Raw genomic sequence first — 19,571 nt, forward strand, 5'->3', positions numbered from 1 at the left:
CCATGACCTCTGACCGAAGTCGAGGTAATGTCAGGCCGCACAGGCGACCACCTAAAGGGCGGGCAAATGAACTGCGGCAACTGCGACCTACTAAATCCACCCAATGTCGCTATATGCGGAAACTGTGGACAGCACACTCAGCCGGCCGCCACCGAAACGACCCGCCACCTCTGCATCGCCATGCTGCTGGACCCCAGAGCCCGCAATTCGGCCATCAACGCCATTCTCCACGACACTTTCCGCGCGATCGCCCACTCCCCCGGCGTCGACCTGGCCACGGTCCTGAAATACGCGCTTCTCGCGCAGAGACGCCAGCGCATCCGGGATGCCACGCTCGCCGCCATCACCATCACGATTTTGGCGGTTTTCGGTTTCTCGCTGCCCTTGCTGCTCGTGCTGAGCGCCCTCGTGGTCTTCCTGGAGCTCTATTACACCTACGAGGTCATCATCTTCCCGAAGCTGACCCGTTCATTCTTCGACCCGGCCGACGCTCCGCTCCCCAAATCGACCGAGATGTGCGATCGCCTCAACGACATCGCGAAACGCGACTCGGGAAATGTCACGGTTTTCGCGGGCTACTCGCCCTTCATCGGACACGGCGGCAAAATCAGCAACTGGTCGTTCAGCATGAACGTGGCCAAGGCCGAGAACGACGCGCAGGTCGTCCCGTTCACCGCCGGGCAGCTCTACGACCGGGTGGCCGCCGAGATCCGCGCCCTCGGCCTGCCGGGGCTCACCGTCGAGGACCGGTTGTTCGTCAACGGGCTCGACCTGCGCGACGAGATCGACGCCGACCTGCGGCAGGCCGTGCTCCCCCGGGAGCAGGCCCCGCCCGTGTCCACGGTGAGCACGGAGTTGATCCACCGGCTGCGCGACGACCCTAGGACCCGCGCCCGTCCCTACCTCACGGTGAGCGTGACCGGCTGGGAGGGCGAGGTGGTCATCTCGATCTTCCTGCGATTCGTGCTCCTCGCCGAGAAGGGCCTGCTGTTCACCGAGGCCCACTATTCGCTGCTGCCACCCCTGCGGGACGCTTATCGCGCGGCCGACAGGATCGCCAACCGCACGTCGTCACGGCGGCAGATCTGGATAGCCGGGCAGGCGCTGGCGCGCACCTTCGGCGCTCTGCTCTTCGCGCTGCCCGGCACCGTCAATACGCTGGCCGCGCGAGGCAGGAACATGCGGCTGCGGAAGGAGGCCGTCAAGGCCATCGAGGGCCACACGTTCAACTACGGCGCGGCCCACAACCCGCGCGAACACGCCACGGACCACCGCTATCACCGTTACTTCCAGCAACTCGACAAGGAGATGTACGTCAAGGCCGCCGAACAGCGGATCATGGACGCCCTCACCGAATTCCTGGTCGAGCACAACGTCGACGTGAGCGCTCTGCTCGAACGCCAGACGACCATTCTGAACAACGGCATCTTCGTGACCGGCCAGGGACAGATCAACAGCGACAGCGTGGCGGCCGGGACCGGCGCGGTGGCCCGTGCGGAACACCTCATCGGCCAGGCGCGCTCGGCGGCGCAGAGGGGCTCGAAATGAACGAGAACAGCGGCATCTACATCGCCGGCAACGCCCACGTCCAGGCCGACGCCATGGCCGCCGGCTCGCACGCCCAGGCGAACAGCCGCAAGATCGACCGCCGCCAGTACGGCGACGTCCGTACCCGGCTCGACGACCTCCTCACCGAGCTGCGAGCCACCGAGGTGCGGCATCCCGAACTGCGGGCGGCGATCGAGGCGGCGGAGCAGGCGGGCCGCGAACTCGCGGCCGACGAGCCAGACCCGGGCCGGGTGATGGGGTTCCTGAGCGCCCTCGGCGCAGGGGTCAGCGGCTTGTCCACCTTGGCCGCGGCGGTCGCCGCCATCGAAGAGAGCGTCCGCGCCCTCCTGCAGTAGCGACGGCCCACCGACTCGCCCGGCCTAAAAGAAGTGGATTAGCGGGCGGCGGCGTAGAAAACTGGGGCGCATGATGGGAAGCGAGCTCGTGTCGGCGGCGATCTGCGGCGAGAACGAGGAGGTCAGGCGGCTGCTGGACGGTGGCCTGGCTCCGGACGAGCCTGATGAGGACGGCGGCACCGCCCTTTATCAGGCGGCCGTACGAGGTGACGCGGACATGGCGCGGATCCTGCTGGCGGCGGGCGCCGATCCCAACAGGGAGAGCGGGGGCGACAGCGAAGGGCTGCCTCTGTGCGCCGCCGCGAGCTGGGGGCACCTCGACGCGGTGACCGCGCTGCTCGACGCCGGCGCGAACCCGGACCAGCGGGAGGACCTGCCGAGGTCCGCGATGACGGCCCTGCACTGGGCGGCGTCGAGGGAACACCTGGCCGTGGTGCGGGTCCTGCTCGACCGGGGCGCCGATCCCGACCTCGGTGACTCCGTCGGGGGCACCGCCCTCTCCCACGCCGCCGGGCACGGCGCCACGGCCGTGGTCAGGGCGCTGCTCGACCACGGCGCCGACCCCGCGCCCACCGACGACCAAGGTCTGCGGCCCATCGATCGGGCCCGGCGCTACGCGGGCGCGGACATCGAGGCCGAGCTGCGCGCCCAGGCCGCCGAATATGCCCGCGAGGGATCGCGGATCTCCGTCCGTAGTGAGGAGTCCGAGGGCGGCGACGTACGGATGGTGGCCGAGGTGCGTGACGCGAGCGGTGACCTGCGCTCGGAATCGGTGCTCGGGACAGGTCACGCCGAGATCGTCCGCCTGCTGGAGGCCCGTACGATCTGACGCCCGTGAAAGCGAATCGGCACTTTCGCGGAGTAACGGTGTACCGAAAGAAGGGACACCATGCGGATGGCCGCTCCCCCCGACATGCCGGCGTTGCTCGATGACACCGAGCTCATCGCACGGTCGTGGCAGCACCCCGACTCGTTCGCCGTGCTGTACGACCGCTATTTCGTTGACATATACCGCTACGTCGCCGGGCGAATCGGCACGCAGTTCGCCGACGACGTGGCGGCCGAGACCTTTCTCGTGGCCTTCAGGAAACGAGAGACCTTCGATCCGGACCGGGGCACCGTACGTGCCTGGCTGTTCGGGATCGTCACCAACCTGATCGGGCACCACCGCAGGAGCGAGACCCGCCGGCTGGAGCTCTTACAGCGCGCCTCGGCCACCCAGGGCACGTCCGATCCGGGGCACGAGGACCGGGTGGCGGCCTGGGTGAGCGCGGCGGGCCTGCGGGGGCGGCTCGCGGCCGAACTGGAACGGCTCTCGGACGGCGACCGCGACGTGTTGTTGCTGGTCGCGCTGGCCGGCCTCAGCCACGAGGAGATCGCCCAGACCCTGGACATCCCCTTCGGCACCGTCGGCTCACGGCTCAACCGGGTGCGCAGGAAGCTGCGCGCGGCTCTGGGCGGCGTCAACCCCACGATCGGAGAAGCCGATGCATGAGCCGAACGACCTGGGCGACATGCCACGCGACCCGGACAACGTGCCACGCGACTCGAACAACGTGCTCCGCGACTCAGACGGCATGGCGCACGACCCGGACGGCGTGCTCCGCGACTCAGACGGCACGGTGCACGACGCAGACGGCGTGATGCGCGACCTGGACGACGTGGTACGCGACCTGCTCGGCGGCCCGGATCCGACCCCGGGCATGATCGCCAAGGGCCGCACCCGCCTGCTCGCCGAACTCTCGGCCCTCCCCGCCGCCCCAAAAGACGCCGCCCAGGGCCACCCCGAAGAACCGGCCCCCCGTCCCGCACCCCACACCGAGCCCGGCCCCGCGACCTGGGATGAGCCCGGCCCCCACGGCAGGCCCGCGTCACGGGGCGAGTCCGGCCGCCACGGCGAGCCCGGGGCACGGGGCGAGGCCGGCCTTCGGGTCCTCGGCGGGCCCGTGGTGCGGAATGGGCGGGCTTACCGGGGCGGTCCCGCGACGCGGGAGGTGTCCGGGCCTCGGGGCGGGCCGGCTCGTCGGAGGAGATCGCGGGGTGGCTGGGCCGTTGCCGTTGCCGGTGGGGCGTTGGCCGCGGTCGCCGCGGTGGTGATGGTGACCGCCGCCCCCTCGGTGCCCCCGCCGCAGCCAGGAGTCTCGCACAGTGCCTCCCAGAGCCCCACGTCCGGCCCCGCCGCGCGGCAGATCCTGCTCGCGGCCGCCAAGGCGATCGCCACCGCGCCGGCGGAGGGCCGCTACTGGCGGGTCAGGGAGGTGAACCGGTCGATGATGATCGATCCGACCCGCTCGTACGTGCTCCAGCACAGCCTGTCGGTGGAGAAGTGGCTGGCCCGGCAGCCGGCCGACCAGGGCTGGCGGATCGGCCGTGACCTGGGCGCCGCGCCCGCGACCCCCGAGGACGAGGCGGCCTGGCGGGCGGCGGGTTCGCCGTCGAGCTGGCAGTACCCACAGAACACCGCGGACCTGAACGCCGAGTCCGGCCAGAAGCTGAAGTCGGCCCCGGACGAGCCGGAGGCCGCCAGGCTGACCGGTCAGTGGCAGGGTTCGGGCGGCGCGCTGATGATGAAGCTGATGTCCTGGAAGGACCTCGCCGAGATCCCCGACGAACCCGGCGAACTCCGCTCATACCTGGAGAAGCGCCTCGACGACGCAGGAAAGGAGCTGGAGCCGCTGTTGCGCGAGGCATGTCTGCAGATCCTGCGGGGTCTGGCGGTCTCCCCCGAGGTGCGGGCCGCGGCGTACCAGTTGCTGGCGCAGCTCCCGGGCATGCGGGCCGAGGGCGAGGTGATGGATCCGCTGGGCCGTCCCGGCCAGGCGCTCAGTTATGAGGTGGAGGCGAGTCCGGGCACGATGACGGAGATCCGGCTGATCGTCGATCCCCGCAGCGGCCTGCCGCTGGCGCTGGAGACGACGTTCCCGGCCGCCCTCGCCGACGGCCGGGAGGTGCAATTGCGCCAATCCACCTCGTACGAGGCCATCGGCTGGACCGACGACCAGCCCGATCTGCCCGGATAAAGGCGCTCAGTCCTCGCCCACCACGCTCAGGTCGTCTCCCAAGGCCATGGCGATCTGAGCGGCGCGGGAGTGGTCGTCGAGCCTCCGGGTCAGGTACGCGCACGCGTGGTGGTGCTTACGGGACCACCACGCGGCCGAACCGCCGATCCCGCCCTTGGCGATCTTGCCGTGGTCGCGGACGAAGCCCAGCGTCCAGGTGATCCGGGTGCCGAAGACCTCGTCGAAGTCCGTGACCTGCGAGGTCAGAAGGTCGGCGTGCAGCTTCGGCCCGAGCAGCGCGCGCACGGGCCCGTCGTCGGCGGTCAGGCGGGCGAAGAACGCGGCCATGGCGGTGGCGGTCGTGTGCAGGTTGACCGCGCCGAAGACCGACTGCCGCCAGGCCGTGGAGTTGGCCCGCTCGACGTCGAGCACCCCGTCGGGGATCTGGAGCCACGGCGCCGCGTGCAGCAGGCGGGGCCAGGCCGGGTCGGCGTACTCCAGGTCGGCGACCCGCTCCAGGTCATCGTCCGGCACGCCGAACCAGGCGTCCAGCTCCAGCGCGGGGCGTACGACGTCGTTGAACATCTCGCCCAGCGTGGTGCCCGCGCCCGCGCGCAGGGCGCCGTCGATCAGATGTCCGTACGTCAGCGCGTGCTCGCCCAGCGACGTGCCCGGTACGTACTCGGGGGCCGCCCGTTCCAGGCTCTCCCGCAGGCCGGCGTCGTCGAGCAGGCTCAGGCCCGCCGCCTCGGCCGGGAACCGCGGCTGGCCGGCCTGGTGCGTGAGCACTTGGCGCAGCGTCGTACGTTCCTTGCCGTTGACCCCGTAGGCGGGCCAGTAGGTGGCCAGCGGCTCGTCCAGCTCCAGCGCGCCGTCGCGGACCGCCACCAGCGCGGCGAGTGTCGCGAAGGACTTGGACAGCGAGTACGGCTGCACCAGGGTGCCGGCGTGCCAGGGGCGGCGGCGTCCGGCGTCGGCCCAACCGGCGTTCAGCCGGACGACCTCGCGGCCGTCGCGCCAGACCGAGACCCCCGCTCCCGTCTCCCGGCCGTCGTCCACGAGTTGCTGGAAGACCTTCCGCACCTCGTCATATCCGTCTTCGGCGAATCCCTCGACCGCGGTCATGTCATGCACCTCCCGTTACCCGCACCATACCCGGCTGGGGTATCGAGGACAATCAGAGGCTGACCGCCGTCTGACGGGTGAGCCAGCCGGTCGGGTGCTGGCGGATCTGGTCGATGGAGGTCAGGGCGGCGCCGATGACGGCGGCGTCCGGCCCGAGCAGGGCGGGGCGGATGGTCACGGGGGCCCAGGCGGCCGTGAGGACGCGCTGGTCGAGCTCGGCCCTGGCGTTCATGGTCAGCCAGGACGCCAGGAGGGAGAAACTGCCGCCGAGCAGGACGGTGTCGATGTCGAGGATGTTGAGCATCCCGGACAGGGCGATGCCCAGCGCGGTGCCGGCGGTGTCGAGCGCGGCCAGCGTCTCGGCCCCACCGGCCTCGGCGCGACCGGTGATGACGGCCTCGGGGGTGGCGGCGACCCCGGTGACGCCACCGGCCCCAAAGGCGGCGGTCCCGGTCGTGGCGCCGGTCTCAGAGGCCGTCCCGGTGGTGGCATCAGCCCCAGGGATCGCAGGAAGGGTGCCGGTGGGGGCGTCGCCGAGGATGGCCGCGAGGCTGGCGTACGTCTGGAGGCAGCCGCGTGAGCCGCAAGGGCAGGGCTTGCCGTCCGGGTAGACGGTGACGTGGCCGAGTTCGCCGCTCCAGCCACGCGCCCCCCGCATGAGCTGGCCGCCCAGGACGATGCCGGCCCCGATGCCCAGCCCGCCGGAGACGTACACGAAGCTGTCGAGACTGTTGTCGCTGGCGTAGAGCTCGCCGAGGGCGGCCAGGTTGGCTTCGTTCTCGACGGCGATGGGCAGGTCGAGGTGCCGGGTGGCGGTGCGCAGCAGCGCCCCGGCGTCGACGTTGCGCCAGCCGAGCGCGGACGCCGAGCGCACCACCCCGGCGGAGACGGGCCCCGGGACGGCGAGGGTGGCGGTGACGACGGCGAGGTCGTCCGCCGCGACGGCGTCGATCGCGGCGCCCGCCATGGCGGCCAGGTTGCTCAGCACGTCGGGGGCGTCCCGGCCGGCGGAGGGGGCGAACGCCAGGTGGCGGACGGTGCCGGTGAGATCGACGACGCAGGCCGCCAGCCCGTCGGCGCGGATGTCGAGCCCGAGCCCGGCAGGGCCCTTCTCGGAGAGGGTCAGGCCGACGCGGGGCCGGCCCGCGCGCCCGCTGTGCGTCACGGCGCCCTCGGTGATGAGCTGCCCGGCCAGCAGTTCTTCGGCGATGCGCGTGATGGTGGGCCTGGTCAGGCCGGTGAGGGCGGCCAGTTCGGTACGGGAGATGGGGCGGCCGGCGGACAGGATGTGACGGAAGACGAGTTCGAGGTTGAGGGTGCGCAGGTTCTCCTGCCGGACGGGTTCCTGGGGCTGCCTGGGCTGGCTCGGACGGACAGGTGGGGTCATCATCGCGGCCGGGCGATGTCGGCGAGCTCGGCGGCCGTCCCGGGGGTGATCGCGCCGTCGGCGACCACGATGACGACGTGCCTGGCGATCGTCTCGCCCGGGGCCAGGACCAGCGGCTCGTCCCAGGTCGGCGAGGAGCAGACGCCGAGGTAGTCGCGGGCGCGGACGAACCATCTGTCGCGGGCCGTCGTCTCGTCGCCCGGCGTGAACACCAGCGTCCACTCCCCACGGTCACGGTCGGCACCGGTGACGGCGATCCACGGCGCGGTCGCGCCATGAACCCGCCCGACATCAGCCCCGAAGGCACTGAAAGCACCGGAGGCACCCGATGCGCCCGAGGCACCGGCGACACCGGAAGCACCCGAGGCACCGGAGGCACCGGGCACACGTGCGAGACCGGCGGTGCCCGGCCCGTCCCCCAGGTCCGTGACGGCCGGGCTGAGGACGCGGGGGGCGCCCGATACGGCCGGGCCGCGCCAGAAGATGCCGCCGAACCCGGCCCCCACCCGCCCGAGCGCCGCCGGGCTGCGGATCGGCAGCGGCGCCCCGGTGACGTTGGTGAGCCGGGTCCGCACCCCCAGCGACCAGGCGGTCTCCCCCAGAGCCCGGCAGGTGATCGAACGCTCCTCCGCCAGCAGCGTCGTCGCGTGCGGCCCGACCCAGTGCAAGGTGTGCGTCAGCTCCGTGCCCGTCCGGCGCAGCCAGCGCTGGTGCCGCTGCGTGCCGTGGTTGTCCAGCCAGGCCGGCCCGTGCCCGGCCACGAAGGTGCGCCCGCCCCAGAAGTTGCGCCCGTCAATGTCGGGAAAGGCGACGCTGATCCCGAACTGGTGACTGTGGGAGTCGGGGGCGGCGTCGGTGACGGTGGTGCCGGCCAGCGTGCGTACCGGATGCAGGTAGGGGCGCGGCGAGGTGGACAGCGGCAGGTCGGGCTCCCAGTTGTAGTGGGCGACGTCGTGGCCGCGCAGGCGCAGGACGGCGACGCCACGTGGCCGCTCGGCGAGCACCGGACCTGCGCCGGGAGCCTTCATGGTGGTATCGCCGCCTCTCTCCGCCCTGACCAGGCCGAGTGGATCTCCCGGAGGTCGCGGTGCTTCCTGAGCGTACGACAATTCTCGGGCTCCCCGTTTCGGCGGCCGGCGGGTGGGCGCGGCTATTTCAGTCCGGTCGTGGCGATGCCCTTGACCAGGTATTTCTGGCCGGCGATGAAGAACCCGATCACCGGTGCGAGGGAGAGGAACGACATGGCGAACATCTGCCCCCACTGCGACTGGCCCTCGGAGTCGATGAACTGCCGCAGGGCCAGCGGCACGGTGTAGAGCTCGGAGTCGGTCAGATAGATCAGCGGACCGAAGAACTCGTTCCAGACCGAGATGAACGTGAAGATGGCGGTGGTCGCGAAGGCGGGCATGCACAGCGGCATGATGACCTTCCAGAAGGTACGGAACGGCCCGCAGCCGTCGATGCGCGCCGCGTCGTCGAGCTCCTTGGGCAGGGCGCGCATGAACTGCACCATCAGGAAGATGTAGAACGCGTTGGTGGCCAGGAAGTTCGGCACCAGCAGCGGATAGTAGGTGTTGAGCCAGCCGAGTTTGGCGAACACGATGTACTGCGGCACCAGCAGCACGTGGCCGGGCAGCATCATGGTGCCGAGCATCAGGGCGAAGAAGAGCTTGCGGCCGGTGAACTTCAGCCGGGCGAAGCCGTACGCGGCCAGCGAGCACGAGATCAGGTTCCCGACGATGCTCAGCACCACGATGACCAGCGAGTTCACCAGATAGACGGTGAACGGGTGCTCCAGGGCGGTCCAGCCACGCGCGTAGTTGCTCAGGTCCCACGCGGCCGGCCAGAGCGACAGGTCGGTGAAGATCAGCTCGTCGGGTTTGAGCGAGCTGGAGATCAGCCATCCCAGCGGATAGAGCATGACCGCCCCGGCCAGGCAGAGCAGCACGTGCTTGACGAACCGGGACCGGCGGCTGCTGCCGATCCGTTCGATGTAACTGTCCTCTTCGTACGGAGGAGCCGACATGTTGAGACCTCAGTTGTCGTAGAAGACCCAGTACTTCGCGGCCAGGAAGTTGACCGCGGTGAACGCCGCGATGATCACCAGCAGCATCCAGGCCATGGCCGAGGCGTAGCCCATGTTGAACTGGGAGAACCCCTGTTGGTACAGGTACAGGTTGTAGAAGAGCGTGGAGTTGGCCGGGCCGCCGGTGCCGCCGCTCATGATGAAGCCCTGGGTGAAGGTCTGGAACGACGAGATCAGGGACTGGATCAGGTTGAAGAAGATGATCGGGCTGAGCAGCGGCAGCGTGATCGAGCGGAACCGGCGCCACTTCGACGCGCCGTCCATGGCGGCGGCCTCGTAGTACATGACGGGGATCTGCCGCAGCCCGGCCAGGAAGATCACCATGGGTGAGCCGAACGTCCAGATGTGCAGCACGATCAGCGTGGTGAGCGCGTAGTCGGGGTCGGTCGTCCAGCCGGGGCCTTCGATGCCGAACCAGCCGAGGAAGCCGTTCACGATGCCGTCGAGGCCGAAGATGTAGCGCCACAGCAGCACGATCGCCACGCTGCCGCCGAGCAACGACGGCAGGTAGAACACCGCCCGGTAGACGGGCAGGCCGCGTACGCCCCGGTTGAGCAGCATGGCCACGCCGAGGGCCGCGAGCAGCGACAGCGGCACCGACACGAACGTGTAGACGAAGGTGACCTTCAGCGACTGGTGCAGCACCGGGTCGCCGAGCATCTCGGTGAAGTTGTCCAGGCCGATCCACCGCGGCGCGTTGAGGAGGTTGTAGTCGGTGAACGCCAGATACAGCGACGCGAAGAACGGGATGACCGTGAACAGCATCCCGATGAACCACGGCAGCAGGAACAGGTAGCCGGCCCGGTCCTGCGGCGGCTTCGCCCGCCGCCGGGCCGCCTTGACGGGAGGCGCGGCGACGGGCCGCTCCAGCACGGATCGAGTCACCCGCCGAGCGCCTTCGCGCCCGCTTCGAGGAACGCCTTGGCGCCCTGCTGCGGCGTCTGCCGCTTGAACTCGACCTCGGTGGCGATCGTCTCCAGGCTGCCGGCGATGCCGCTCGAACCGGGCGGATACGTGTACGCGCGCGGCAACTCCTCCTTCTGCAGCCCGGCCAGGTAGTCGGTGGCGACCTGGTCGTCGGGCGGCAGGCTCGGCTTGACCTCGGCGGCCACCTTCGCGTTGGCGGGCACGCCGCGCGTCGTGCCGGTGGCCTTGGAGGCGTCGGGGTCGTTGATGAGGAAGTCGAGCAGCTTGAGCGTCTCGGCGGGGTGCTTGGACCGGGCGGCGACCGACCACAGGGCCGGGGTGTCGATCGACTGGCCGCGCCGCTTCTCGGTGGTCTCGCCGGGGATGCGCAGCAGCGCCAGGTTGCCGCCGGCGGCGGCGTTGTAGCCCAGGAAGTTGTTGGTGGGGATGATCTGCGAGGCGAGCGTGCCCTTGGCGAGGTATGACTGCTCGGCGGAGCCGCCGATGTTCTCGAAGAAGCCCGCGGGCGGGAACCCGCCTTCGGCCCGCATCTTCTCGACCATCTCGAACCAGGCGACGACGGTGGCCTCGCTGATGCCCAGCTTGCCGTCGGCGGTGTAGAAGTCCTCGCCGCGCTGGCGGGTGTAGACGATGAGGTTGGCCAGGGTGGCGGGCTCGAATCCGGTGCCGTAGACCTTCTTGCCGCTGGCGTCGGAGATCTCCTTGGCGAACGCGGCCAGGTCCTTCCAGCTCCAGGTGTCGCCGTCGGGGATCTTGACGCCGTACTTCTCGGTCAGGGTCTTGTTGACGACGAAGCCGATGCTGTTCAGGCCGGAGGCGATGCCGAAGTTCTTGTCGCCGACGGCGGCCAGGCCCAGCACGCTCTCGCTCAGCCCGGTGACGTCGACCGCGCCCTTGTGCTGGTTGAGGTCGAGGAGGGCGCCGCGGTCGGCGTATTCACGCAGGCTGTCCATCCGCATCATCATGAGATCGGGCGGGTCGCCGGCGGCGAAGCGGGTGGCCAGTTTGTCCTTGTACGGGCCGCTGTCCTGATACTCGGTCTTGACCGTGATGCCGGGGTTCTTGCGCTGGAAGACGTCGAGCGCGGCCTGCGTCTTCTGCGCCCGGGTGGCATCGCCCCACCAGACCATGTTCAGCCGCACGCCACCGCCGGTGGGCGCGTCGCCGCCGCCGCCGAAGCCGCGGCCGCACGCGGTCAGGCCGAGTCCGAGGCCGGTCAGCCCGGCCATTCTCACCAAGTCCCGGCGGCTCAGGCCGATCCCGGATCGATCCGTCATGTGGGCGCAGTCCCTTCACGAGAATTGCCGCGTTTTCACGGCATGGGGGGTGTCTCGGGCACGCGGATCGGCGCCACCCTGCGACGGCGGCGACCTGCGGGGTCGTGGGTCGCTCGCCGGAATCTGCCGGTCACGTTACGACGGAATTTCGGGTTACGTCAACCCATGAAACAAATAAGGAAATGGCACGATGAGCGGCGATGATGACCGAGAGCCTGGTCCGCGTCTCGACCGATCCCGTCGTGGACCTCTTCACCGCCCGCACCACCACGGCCCCCGGGCCCGCCCTGCTGGTCGTGCACGGCGGCCCCGACTGGGATCACACCTACCTGACGGAACCGCTGGCCCGCCTGCCCCGCCAGGTGGTCTTCGCCGACCTGCGCGGCTGCGGGCGGTCCACCCGGGGGCTGCCGGACGGGGCGTACACCCCGGACGCGGCGACCCGCGATCTCGTGGCGCTGCTCGACGCGCTGAAGATCGGCGAGGTGGACGTGCTCGGCTTCTCCTACGGCGGGCTGATCGCCCAGCGGCTGGCGCTCGCCCGCCCGGTACGCCGCCTCGCCATCGCCTCCAGCTCGGTCCTCCCCGTGTCCACCCCCGACGGCCGGCCCCGGGCGGAGCGGGCGGCGGCGATGATCCCATCGGCCACGGCGGTGGTGCTGGAGGAGGCGGGCCACATGGCGCACGTGGACCAGCCGGAAGCCTGGCTGCGGGCCGTGGCCGCGTTTCTGGGTGGAAAACCAGGTTAGGTTTGTCGGGTGTCGACCGCCGAAGCCGATATTTCACACTTATCCGCGCACTCCCGCATGGCCTGGCTCGATGCCCTGCGCGGCCTAGCGGCGGTCGCGGTGCTCGCCGAGCACATGCTGCAGGCGATCATGCCGTCCCTGCGGCCGTACTGGTGCAACCTGGGCATCTACGGCGTGATGGTGTTCTTTCTGGTCAGCGGTTACATCATCCCGGTGTCGCTGGAGCGGCGCGGAGATCTGCGGGCCTTCTGGATCTCGCGGGCGTTCCGGCTATATCCGCTCTACGTCGCCGTCATCGGCCTGACCCTGGCGCTGGCGTGGTGGATTCCGGTGCGCGACGCCGTGCCCCGTGACCCGTCGGCGGTCGCCGCGCACGCCACCATGCTGACCGACGTGGTCGGCGTCGCCACGGTGGTGGATCCCATGTGGACGTTGTCGTACGAGATGGTCTTCTACCTCGTGTGCGCCGCCATGTACGCGGCCGGCGTGCACACGCGCGGCGGCGTGGCGGCTCTGCTGTTCGCCGGGGGCGCCGTGCTGGCCGGGCTGCTGCTGTCCGGGCCGCCGCTGACCGGCGGGTGGGTCGTGTGGGCGTCGACCGTGGCCTTCGCGCTCGGCCTGGCCTGCGTGGTCGCGCGGCGGGGCGCCGTGCCGGTCACGCTCGCACTGGGGATCGGGGCGGTCGCGCTGCTGTTCCTCAGCAGCCGGGCGCCGTGGTTCGGCGCGGCCATCCTGGCGGTGATGTTCGCCGGGGCCGCCGTCCACCGGTGGGAGCGGGAGGCGGGCCGCCTGTGGCCGGTCGGGGCCGCCGCCGTGCTGGTGGCCGTGGCGCCGGTGTGGGCGCCGCAGGCCGGATGGTGGTGGGTGCAGCCCGACGTGTGGATCACCACGCTCGCGATGGCGGCCGCGACGTTCGCCGGGGTCATGGCGGTGCGGGAGAGGTGGCGGATCCCCCGGTCCCTGGTGTGGCTGGGGATGGTCAGCTATTCGCTCTACCTGACCCATGTGCCGGTGCTGAAGCTGCTCACGGCGCTGGCCGGGGATCTGCGGACGGCTCCCCCGCCGGTCCAGGCGCTGGTCATGACCCTCACCACGGCGGCCATCCTGCTGGTCAGCGGGCTCACGTACCGGCTGATCGAGCTGCCCGCGCAGCGCCTCGGCCGCTCGCGCTAGAAGGTCACCAGGAAGTCGTGCAGGTGCAGCAGCCAGATCAGCGCCCACAGCAGCACCGCCGGCCACCGTAACCGCCGGCGCCCGCTGCCTCCCACGTCGTTCGGCCCCCCTTGTGGCAACTTATGCCCAAGTTTGCCCCACTTTATGGGGGCCGGTTGGGGCGCTCTTGATCCACAGCCAATTCCCAGGTAGGCCCGGTACTGTCCCTCGACATGAAGTGGCAGCGCAAGATCGACAAGGCGCTGGCCAGGTACACAGGATTCCAAATCAACCGAGTAGGAAAAGCGGAGAAGGTCTCTCCGAAAAGGCCCGAGGTGCCCTTCCGGCCGCCTGCGGACCCGGAGACCGACCGGCTGCTGACCGCGCCGGTGTTCATCATCTCGCCGGTCAGGTCGGGCTCGACGCTGCTGCGGGCGATGCTGAACGCTCACCCGGACCTGCACGCTCCCCATGAGCTGCACGTACGCCGGTTGAGGGTGGAATTCGATACCTCGCTGGCGGACAAGGCCATGGCGGCGCTCGGGCACAACCGGGCCGACCTCGAACACCTGCTGTGGGATCGGGTGCTCCACCGCGAGCTCGTACGCAGCGGCAAACGGTTCATCGTCGAGAAGACCCCCGCCAACGCCTTCGCCTTCGAGCGGCTGGCCACCTGCTGGCCGGACGCCAGGTTCGTGTTCCTGCTGCGCCACCCGGCCTCCATCGCCGCCTCCTGGCACGAGGCCAGCCCGGACAAGCGCACCCCGCGCGAGGCGGCGGCCGACGCGCTGCGCTACATGAAGGCCGTACAGCGGGCCCGTAAAGCACTGCCGGGCCTGACCGTGCGCTACGAGGAGCTGACCGCCGAACCGGAGAAGACCGGGCGCGGCATCTGCGACTTCCTGGACCTGCCCTGGGCGCCCGAGCTGCTCTCCTACGGCACCCCGGACGTCGTGACCAAGGGGCTCGGCGACTGGAAGGACAAGATCCGCTCGGGCTCGGTGCAGCGCGGCCGCGACCTGCCCAGCGCGGCGGACATCCCCGACGAGCTCAAGGACATGTGCCGAACCTGGGAGTACCTGGTTTGAAGATCCGATACATGTTGCTGCACGCCTACGGCATGGGCGGCACCATTCGCACCGTGGTCAACCAGGCGAACGCGATGGCCGAGGCGGGCCACGAGGTCGAGATCGTCAGCGCGGTCCGGCGGCGTACCGACCCGCAGTTCGCCATCGACCGGCGCGTCACGCTGTCGTCGCTGGTGGACCAGCGCGACGGCGTCACGGCCGACACCCTGGCCCGCAAGGTGTGGCGCCGGGCCCGCGGCAAGATCGTCCCGTACGGCGAGTTCGCCGCCGACTACTTCACCGAACGGGTCGAGGGCGCGGTCATCGACTACGTGTCGGGCCTGCGCGACGGCATCCTGGTGACCACCCGCCCGGCGCTCAACCTCATCTCGGCCCGCCGCGCCACCTCCGGCGTGATCCGCGTCGCGCAAGAGCACATGAACCTGGCCTCCTACCACGAGGCCGTACGCGAGCAGATCGGCCGCCACTACGACGGCTTCGACACGGTGGCGGTGCTGACCGAGACCAGCCGCAGGGAATATCACGCCCTGCTGCCGCGCACACCCGTGGTCCGCATCCCCAACGCCGTGCACATGGACGAGCGCAAGCACTCCGACCGGAGCCGCCCGATCGTCATCGCAGTGGGCCGGCTGGTGCCGCAGAAGGGCTTCGACCTGCTCATCCCCGCCTTCGCCGCCGCCGCCCGCGAGCATCCCGAGTGGAGCTTACGCATCTTCGGCACGGGACCGTCGAAGGAGAAGTTACAGGCCAGGATCGACGAGGCCGGCATGGGTGACCGGATCAGGCTGATGGGCCGGAGCAACCGCATCCACGAGGAACTCGCCAAGGCGTCGATCTACGCGCTGAGCTCGCGCATCGAGGGCCTGCCGATGGCGATGATCGAGGCGATGGGCCACGCCCTGCCGGTCGTCGCCTTCGACTGCCCCACTGGCCCCGGCGACGTGCTGACCCCCGGCGAGGACGGGCTGCTGGTGCCGCCTCGCGACGTGGACGCGCTGGCCGAGGCCCTGTCCCAGGCGATGGGCGACGCCGATCTCCGTGACCGCCTGGGCACCGCCGCCGCGGAGACGGCGCAGGACTACACCCCGCACGTCGTGATGCCGCTCTGGGAGGACCTGTTCACCTCGCTGATCGGCGGGGGGACCTTTAGCCGCCTTTGAGCGTTATCGCCCATAAAGCCCGCTGTGTGAAAGCGAGAACGGAGTCCTGTGGAGGAGTGCAATACCAGGCCGGGCCCCGGCCCGGCGCGCCACCTCCGCCCAGTGACCCGTCCATGGCGGCCTCTCTTCCAGCTCAAGGAGTTCTTCAGCCGTGGACGGCTATGGGTTTCAGCTTGCCCTGGTCCTGGTTCTGATCATCGTCAACGCGATCTTCGCGGGTAGCGAGCTCGCGCTGGTCTCCCTCCGGGAGGGCCGGTTGCGCAGGCTGGAGCAGCAGAACGCGGGCGGCCGCATCCTGGTCCGCCTGGCGCGCGACCCCAACCGGTTCATGGCCACCATTCAGCTCGTCATCACCCTGTCGGGCTTCCTGGCCTCGGCGACCGCCGCCGTCACCCTGTCCGCGCCCCTGGTGCCGCTGCTCGGGTTCCTCGGCGGCGCCGCGAGCCCGGTGGCGATCGTGCTCGTGACCATCGTGCTGACCTTCCTGACCCTGGTCTTCGGCGAGCTGGCCCCCAAGCGCGTGGCCATGCAGCGCGCCGAGACCTGGGCGCTGCTCGCAGCGCCTGATCATCTCCGGCGCCGTCGAGATCAGTGAGCGCATCCTGCGCGAGGTGCTGATCTCCCGCCGCGACGTCTTCACCCTGGACGCCGAGACCCCGGTCGAGGAGGCCCGCCGGCTGCTGGCCGCCTCGGGCCACTCCCGCGCGCCCGTGATCCGCGACAACGCCCTTGAGGAGAGCGTGGGCATCGCCAGCCTGCGTGACCTGCTGACCGACGAGAGCGCCGTGACCGCCGCCGACGTGGCGCGCCCGCCGCTGCTCCTGCCCGACAGCGTGCCCGTCGCCGACGCGCTGCGCCGCTTCAAGAGCGAACGCGAGCAGTTCGCCCTCGTCATCGACGAGCACGGCGTGGTGGACGGCATCGTCACGCTGGAGGACCTGCTCGAAGAGGTCGTCGGCGAGATCTACGACGAGACCGACCGCGACGTCATCGGCGTCGGCCGCGAGGCCGACGGCAGCATCCTGGTGCCCGGCGGCTTCCCCGTCCACGACCTGCCCGACCTCGACGTGCACCTGGACGGCCGCCCGGACGGCGACTACACCACCGTCGCGGGCCTCGTCCTCGCGCTGCTCGGCCGCGTGCCCACCGCCCCCGGCGAGTCGGTCACGACGGGCGGCTGGCACCTGCGCGTCGCGGCCACCGAACGTCACGCCATCACCCAGGTACGCCTCAAGCGCGCCGCTCCGGCCCCGGCTGACTAGGCTTCGAAGGCGGTGACCGCGAACGGGCGGGGCGAGTCCCGCTCGACGTGGTGCAGCACCCGCGTCATGGCGCCGTCGATGTGGGTGTAGAGCCGCCGGGCCTCCGGCCAGGGATGCACGAGGATCAGCAGGCCGCCCGGCCGGACGAGGTCGACGAGACGGGCCGAGGCCAGCCGGAGCCGTTCGTGCCGGCCCACGTAGTAGAGCGTTTCCGCGCACACGACGAGGTCGAAGGCGCGGGAGCGCTCGTAGGAGATCAGGTCGGCCCGCGTGAAGCTCAGGCGGGCCGGCCCGGGGCGGCCGCGGGCGCGGTTGAGCGCGCGTTCTGAGACGTCCACGCCGGTGACCTCCGCCTCGGGATGGCCGGTGGCCAGCATGTGCGTGAACACGCCCTCGCTGCAGCCCACGTCCAGGATGTGGCGGTAGGTCCGGTCGGGCAGGAGGCGCAGCGTGGTGGCGTACTTGTGCCGTTCGTAGTCGTCGGTGCCGAGCCGCCACGGATCGGGCGAGCGGTGCCACCAGTCGAAGTAGCGGCGCAGCAGGGCCGCCTGGACGGCGGGCGGGAGCAGGGACACCCCTTTGAACAGGGCGCGGTGCAGCAGTTCCGGCAGAGGCATGGGCGCAATCTACGAACGGCGCCGGCCGGCCGTCACGAGCCCCAGGACCGATCTTCGCCGTCGTGCTCAAGGGTTAGGGGGAATCACCTAGGGGGTTGACGTTCTCTGTCAGAGCGGCGACGGTCGAGGACGAGTCCCACACGAGTCCCACACGGTCCCACTCCCCCGTCCGGGTAGGCGGCGATGCTGCACAGACTCCTGACCCTCGTCCTCGTCGCGGCGAGCCTGAGCGCGACTCCAGCGGAACCGGCGTACCAGGTGCTGGTCTTCTCCAAGACCGCCGGGTTCCGGCACGACTCGATCCCGGCGGGCCTGCGGGCCATCGGTGAGCTGGGCGCGGCGCACGGTTTCTCCGTCACCGCGACGGAGGACGCGGCCGCGTTCACCGACCTGGGCCGCTACGACGCCGTGGTCTTCCTGAGCACCACCGGTGACGTGCTCGACGCGGCGCAGCAGGCCGCGTTCGAGCGGTATATCGACGGAGGCGGCGGCTACGTCGGCGTGCATTCGGCGGCCGACACCGAGTACGACTGGCCCTACTACGGGCGGCTGGTGGGGGCGTACTTCAAGAACCACCCCGCCATCCAGCAGGCGACCGTGCGCACCGAGGACCGCGCGCATCCCGCGACCGCGCACCTCGGGCAGACGTGGACGCGTACCGACGAGTGGTACAACTACCGCGCCAACCCGCGCGCCGACGTGCACGTGCTGCAGAACCTCGACGAGAGCAGCTACACCGGCGGCGACATGGGCGACCACCCCATCACCTGGTGCCGCACCCAGGGCAAGGGCCGCTCCTTCTACACCGGGCTGGGCCACACGAACGAGTCCTACGCCGACCCCGCCTTCCGCGACGTGCTGCTCGGCGGCATCAGGTACGCGGCCGGCGCCGCCCAGGCGGACTGCCGGCCGGAGAACGGCTACACCGCGCTCTACGACGGCTCACTCGCCGGCTGGTCGCAGGCGGGCCCCGGCGGCTTCACCGAGCAGGACGCCACCCTGACCTCGCAGGGCGGGCTGGGACTGCTGTGGTACCGCGCCGAGGAGTTCGCCTCGTACTCGCTGAAGCTCGACTGGCGGGTGACCGGCGACGGCAACTCGGGCGTCTTCGTCGGCTTCCCGGCCTCGGACGACCCGTGGTCGGCGGTGAACAACGGCTACGAGGTGCAGATCGACGCCACGGACGCGCCCGACCGCACGACCGGCTCCGTCTACGGCTTCAAGGCCGCCGACCTGGCCGCCCGCGACGCCGCGCTGAACCCGCCGGGCCAGTGGAACACCTACGAGCTGCTGGTCGAGGACGAGCGGCTGCGGGTCTTCCTGAACGGCGTGCGGATCAACGACTTCACCAACACCGATCCGCGGCGCTCGCTGCGCCAGGGACACGTCGGCATCCAGAACCACGGTCCCACCGATCAGGTGTCCTTCCGCGACATCCGGATCAGGCGGCTGGGCGCCACCGTCGAGGCCGAGTCGTGCACCTCCGGCCGCGGCGTGCGCGTCGTCCGCGACCCGCGGGCCGGCGGCGGCAAGGTGCTCGGCCACCTCGACGACGGCGACTGGGCGGGCTACGCGAACGTCACGACGCGGGACGCGGCGTCGTTCTCCGCCCGCGTGTCCGCCGGGCGCGGCGGGACGATCCAGATCCGCTCGGGCTCGCGCACCGGCCCCCTGCTCGGCTCGGTCGCCGTACCGGCCAGAGGGGGTTTCAGGACCGTCACCACCCCGCTGACCGGCACCGGCACGGGCCCGCTCCACCTGGTCTTCAAGGGCGGCAGAGGTCACCTGTTCGACGTCGACGCCCTCACCCTGGTACGGAGGTGACTCCCCGGGCATGG

Annotated in this window: 17 protein-coding genes and 1 pseudogene; 11 read left to right on the forward strand and 7 right to left on the reverse strand. The window is 70.6% G+C overall.

What is annotated here, in order from left to right; genetic code table 11:
* The first annotated feature begins 66 nt into the window (after positions 1-66).
* The 5 genes from C4V41_RS27085 (at position 67) to C4V41_RS27105 (ending at position 4,924) form a co-directional block, all read left to right on the forward strand.
* Positions 67-1,548: a hypothetical protein gene (locus tag C4V41_RS27085; RefSeq protein ID WP_146103801.1), complete on the forward strand. Its 1,482-nt coding sequence runs from the start codon at positions 67-69 to the stop codon at positions 1,546-1,548.
* The gene (locus tag C4V41_RS27090) at positions 1,545-1,904 is read left to right on the forward strand and encodes a hypothetical protein (protein WP_103958740.1); all 360 of its coding nucleotides are present in this window, start codon (positions 1,545-1,547) and stop codon (positions 1,902-1,904) included. Before C4V41_RS27085 ends, C4V41_RS27090 begins: the two co-directional genes overlap by 4 nt.
* Before the next feature lie 70 nt (positions 1,905-1,974).
* Positions 1,975-2,733, forward strand: a complete 759-nt coding sequence (locus C4V41_RS27095; RefSeq protein ID WP_103958741.1) for an ankyrin repeat domain-containing protein — start codon at positions 1,975-1,977, stop codon at positions 2,731-2,733.
* Positions 2,734-2,793: 60 nt separating this feature from the next.
* Positions 2,794-3,399: an RNA polymerase sigma factor gene (locus C4V41_RS27100; RefSeq protein WP_327537471.1), complete on the forward strand. Its 606-nt coding sequence runs from the start codon at positions 2,794-2,796 to the stop codon at positions 3,397-3,399.
* Positions 3,392-4,924: a CU044_5270 family protein gene (locus C4V41_RS27105; RefSeq protein ID WP_103958742.1), complete on the forward strand. Its 1,533-nt coding sequence runs from the start codon at positions 3,392-3,394 to the stop codon at positions 4,922-4,924. Before C4V41_RS27100 ends, C4V41_RS27105 begins: the two co-directional genes overlap by 8 nt.
* Positions 4,925-4,930: 6 nt before the next feature.
* Here the strand turns inward: C4V41_RS27105 and C4V41_RS27110 are convergent, their stop codons facing one another.
* The 6 genes from C4V41_RS27110 to C4V41_RS27135 form a co-directional block, all read right to left on the reverse strand.
* Positions 4,931-6,028 carry a serine hydrolase domain-containing protein gene (locus C4V41_RS27110; RefSeq protein WP_103958743.1) on the reverse strand — a complete coding sequence of 366 codons (1,098 nt, stop codon included), beginning with the start codon at positions 6,026-6,028 and terminating at the stop codon, positions 4,931-4,933.
* Between the two features lie 52 nt (positions 6,029-6,080).
* The gene (locus C4V41_RS27115) at positions 6,081-7,418 is read right to left on the reverse strand and encodes an ROK family transcriptional regulator (protein WP_103958744.1); all 1,338 of its coding nucleotides are present in this window, start codon (positions 7,416-7,418) and stop codon (positions 6,081-6,083) included.
* Positions 7,415-8,443 carry a DUF6807 domain-containing protein gene (locus tag C4V41_RS27120; RefSeq protein ID WP_103958745.1) on the reverse strand — a complete coding sequence of 343 codons (1,029 nt, stop codon included), beginning with the start codon at positions 8,441-8,443 and terminating at the stop codon, positions 7,415-7,417. The genes C4V41_RS27115 and C4V41_RS27120 overlap by 4 nt, the downstream gene beginning before the upstream one ends.
* Positions 8,444-8,565: 122 nt before the next feature.
* Complete coding sequence (locus tag C4V41_RS27125; protein ID WP_103958746.1) at positions 8,566-9,441, reverse strand: carbohydrate ABC transporter permease; 876 nt, start codon at positions 9,439-9,441, stop codon at positions 8,566-8,568.
* A gap of 9 nt (positions 9,442-9,450) precedes the next feature.
* Positions 9,451-10,386 (reverse strand): carbohydrate ABC transporter permease, encoded by a 936-nt coding sequence (locus C4V41_RS27130; protein ID WP_407670049.1) that lies wholly within the window; start codon positions 10,384-10,386, stop codon positions 9,451-9,453.
* Complete coding sequence (locus C4V41_RS27135; RefSeq protein ID WP_103958747.1) at positions 10,383-11,705, reverse strand: ABC transporter substrate-binding protein; 1,323 nt, start codon at positions 11,703-11,705, stop codon at positions 10,383-10,385. Before C4V41_RS27135 ends, C4V41_RS27130 begins: the two co-directional genes overlap by 4 nt.
* Before the next feature lie 200 nt (positions 11,706-11,905).
* On the opposite strand from C4V41_RS27135, the gene C4V41_RS27140 reads away from it, so the two are divergent.
* From C4V41_RS27140 to C4V41_RS27160, 5 genes and pseudogenes are all read left to right on the forward strand, one after another.
* The gene (locus tag C4V41_RS27140) at positions 11,906-12,454 is read left to right on the forward strand and encodes an alpha/beta fold hydrolase (RefSeq protein ID WP_103958748.1); all 549 of its coding nucleotides are present in this window, start codon (positions 11,906-11,908) and stop codon (positions 12,452-12,454) included.
* Between the two features lie 9 nt (positions 12,455-12,463).
* A complete protein-coding gene (locus C4V41_RS27145) occupies positions 12,464-13,627 on the forward strand; it encodes an acyltransferase family protein (protein ID WP_235030404.1) in 1,164 nt (387 codons plus the stop codon).
* A 212-nt stretch (positions 13,628-13,839) separates the two neighbouring features.
* Positions 13,840-14,694, forward strand: coding sequence for a sulfotransferase family protein (locus C4V41_RS27150; protein WP_103958750.1), 855 nt, complete (start codon positions 13,840-13,842; stop codon positions 14,692-14,694).
* On the forward strand, positions 14,691-15,854 hold the full coding sequence (locus C4V41_RS27155; protein ID WP_103958751.1) for a glycosyltransferase family 4 protein: 1,164 nt from the start codon (positions 14,691-14,693) through the stop codon (positions 15,852-15,854). Before C4V41_RS27150 ends, C4V41_RS27155 begins: the two co-directional genes overlap by 4 nt.
* A 151-nt stretch (positions 15,855-16,005) precedes the next feature.
* Positions 16,006-17,116, forward strand: a pseudogene (locus tag C4V41_RS27160) (hemolysin family protein).
* On the opposite strand, the gene C4V41_RS27165 reads toward C4V41_RS27160, so the two are convergent.
* Entirely contained in the window at positions 17,113-17,733 is a 621-nt protein-coding gene (locus tag C4V41_RS27165; protein ID WP_103958752.1) for an SAM-dependent methyltransferase, read from the reverse strand. The pseudogene C4V41_RS27160 and the gene C4V41_RS27165 overlap by 4 nt on opposite strands.
* A gap of 183 nt (positions 17,734-17,916) precedes the next feature.
* Here C4V41_RS27165 and C4V41_RS27170 point away from each other — a divergent pair, with 183 nt between their 5' ends.
* On the forward strand, positions 17,917-19,557 hold the full coding sequence (locus C4V41_RS27170; protein WP_103958753.1) for a ThuA domain-containing protein: 1,641 nt from the start codon (positions 17,917-17,919) through the stop codon (positions 19,555-19,557).
* Positions 19,558-19,571 lie beyond the last annotated feature (14 nt).

This window comes from Nonomuraea solani (genome assembly GCF_900108335.1).
Classification (GTDB): Bacteria; Actinomycetota; Actinomycetes; order Streptosporangiales; family Streptosporangiaceae; genus Nonomuraea; species Nonomuraea solani.

What these genes read in the sequence shown, in the direction of transcription:
- C4V41_RS27165 (WP_103958752.1), bottom strand. Translation starts at nt 17,733, where the DNA reads ATGCCTCTGCCGGAACTGCTGCACCGCGCCCTGTTCAAAGGGGTGTCC.
- C4V41_RS27135 (WP_103958747.1), bottom strand. Translation starts at nt 11,705, where the DNA reads ATGACGGATCGATCCGGGATCGGCCTGAGCCGCCGGGACTTGGTGAGA.
- C4V41_RS27090 (WP_103958740.1), top strand. Translation starts at nt 1,545, where the DNA reads ATGAACGAGAACAGCGGCATCTACATCGCCGGCAACGCCCACGTCCAG.
- C4V41_RS27140 (WP_103958748.1), top strand. Translation starts at nt 11,906, where the DNA reads ATGATGACCGAGAGCCTGGTCCGCGTCTCGACCGATCCCGTCGTGGAC.
- C4V41_RS27095 (WP_103958741.1), top strand. Translation starts at nt 1,975, where the DNA reads ATGATGGGAAGCGAGCTCGTGTCGGCGGCGATCTGCGGCGAGAACGAG.
- C4V41_RS27120 (WP_103958745.1), bottom strand. Translation starts at nt 8,443, where the DNA reads ATGAAGGCTCCCGGCGCAGGTCCGGTGCTCGCCGAGCGGCCACGTGGC.
- C4V41_RS27150 (WP_103958750.1), top strand. Translation starts at nt 13,840, where the DNA reads ATGAAGTGGCAGCGCAAGATCGACAAGGCGCTGGCCAGGTACACAGGA.
- C4V41_RS27170 (WP_103958753.1), top strand. Translation starts at nt 17,917, where the DNA reads ATGCTGCACAGACTCCTGACCCTCGTCCTCGTCGCGGCGAGCCTGAGC.
- C4V41_RS27110 (WP_103958743.1), bottom strand. Translation starts at nt 6,028, where the DNA reads ATGACCGCGGTCGAGGGATTCGCCGAAGACGGATATGACGAGGTGCGG.
- C4V41_RS27125 (WP_103958746.1), bottom strand. Translation starts at nt 9,441, where the DNA reads ATGTCGGCTCCTCCGTACGAAGAGGACAGTTACATCGAACGGATCGGC.
- C4V41_RS27100 (WP_327537471.1), top strand. Translation starts at nt 2,794, where the DNA reads ATGCGGATGGCCGCTCCCCCCGACATGCCGGCGTTGCTCGATGACACC.
- C4V41_RS27085 (WP_146103801.1), top strand. Translation starts at nt 67, where the DNA reads ATGAACTGCGGCAACTGCGACCTACTAAATCCACCCAATGTCGCTATA.
- C4V41_RS27115 (WP_103958744.1), bottom strand. Translation starts at nt 7,418, where the DNA reads ATGATGACCCCACCTGTCCGTCCGAGCCAGCCCAGGCAGCCCCAGGAA.
- C4V41_RS27105 (WP_103958742.1), top strand. Translation starts at nt 3,392, where the DNA reads ATGCATGAGCCGAACGACCTGGGCGACATGCCACGCGACCCGGACAAC.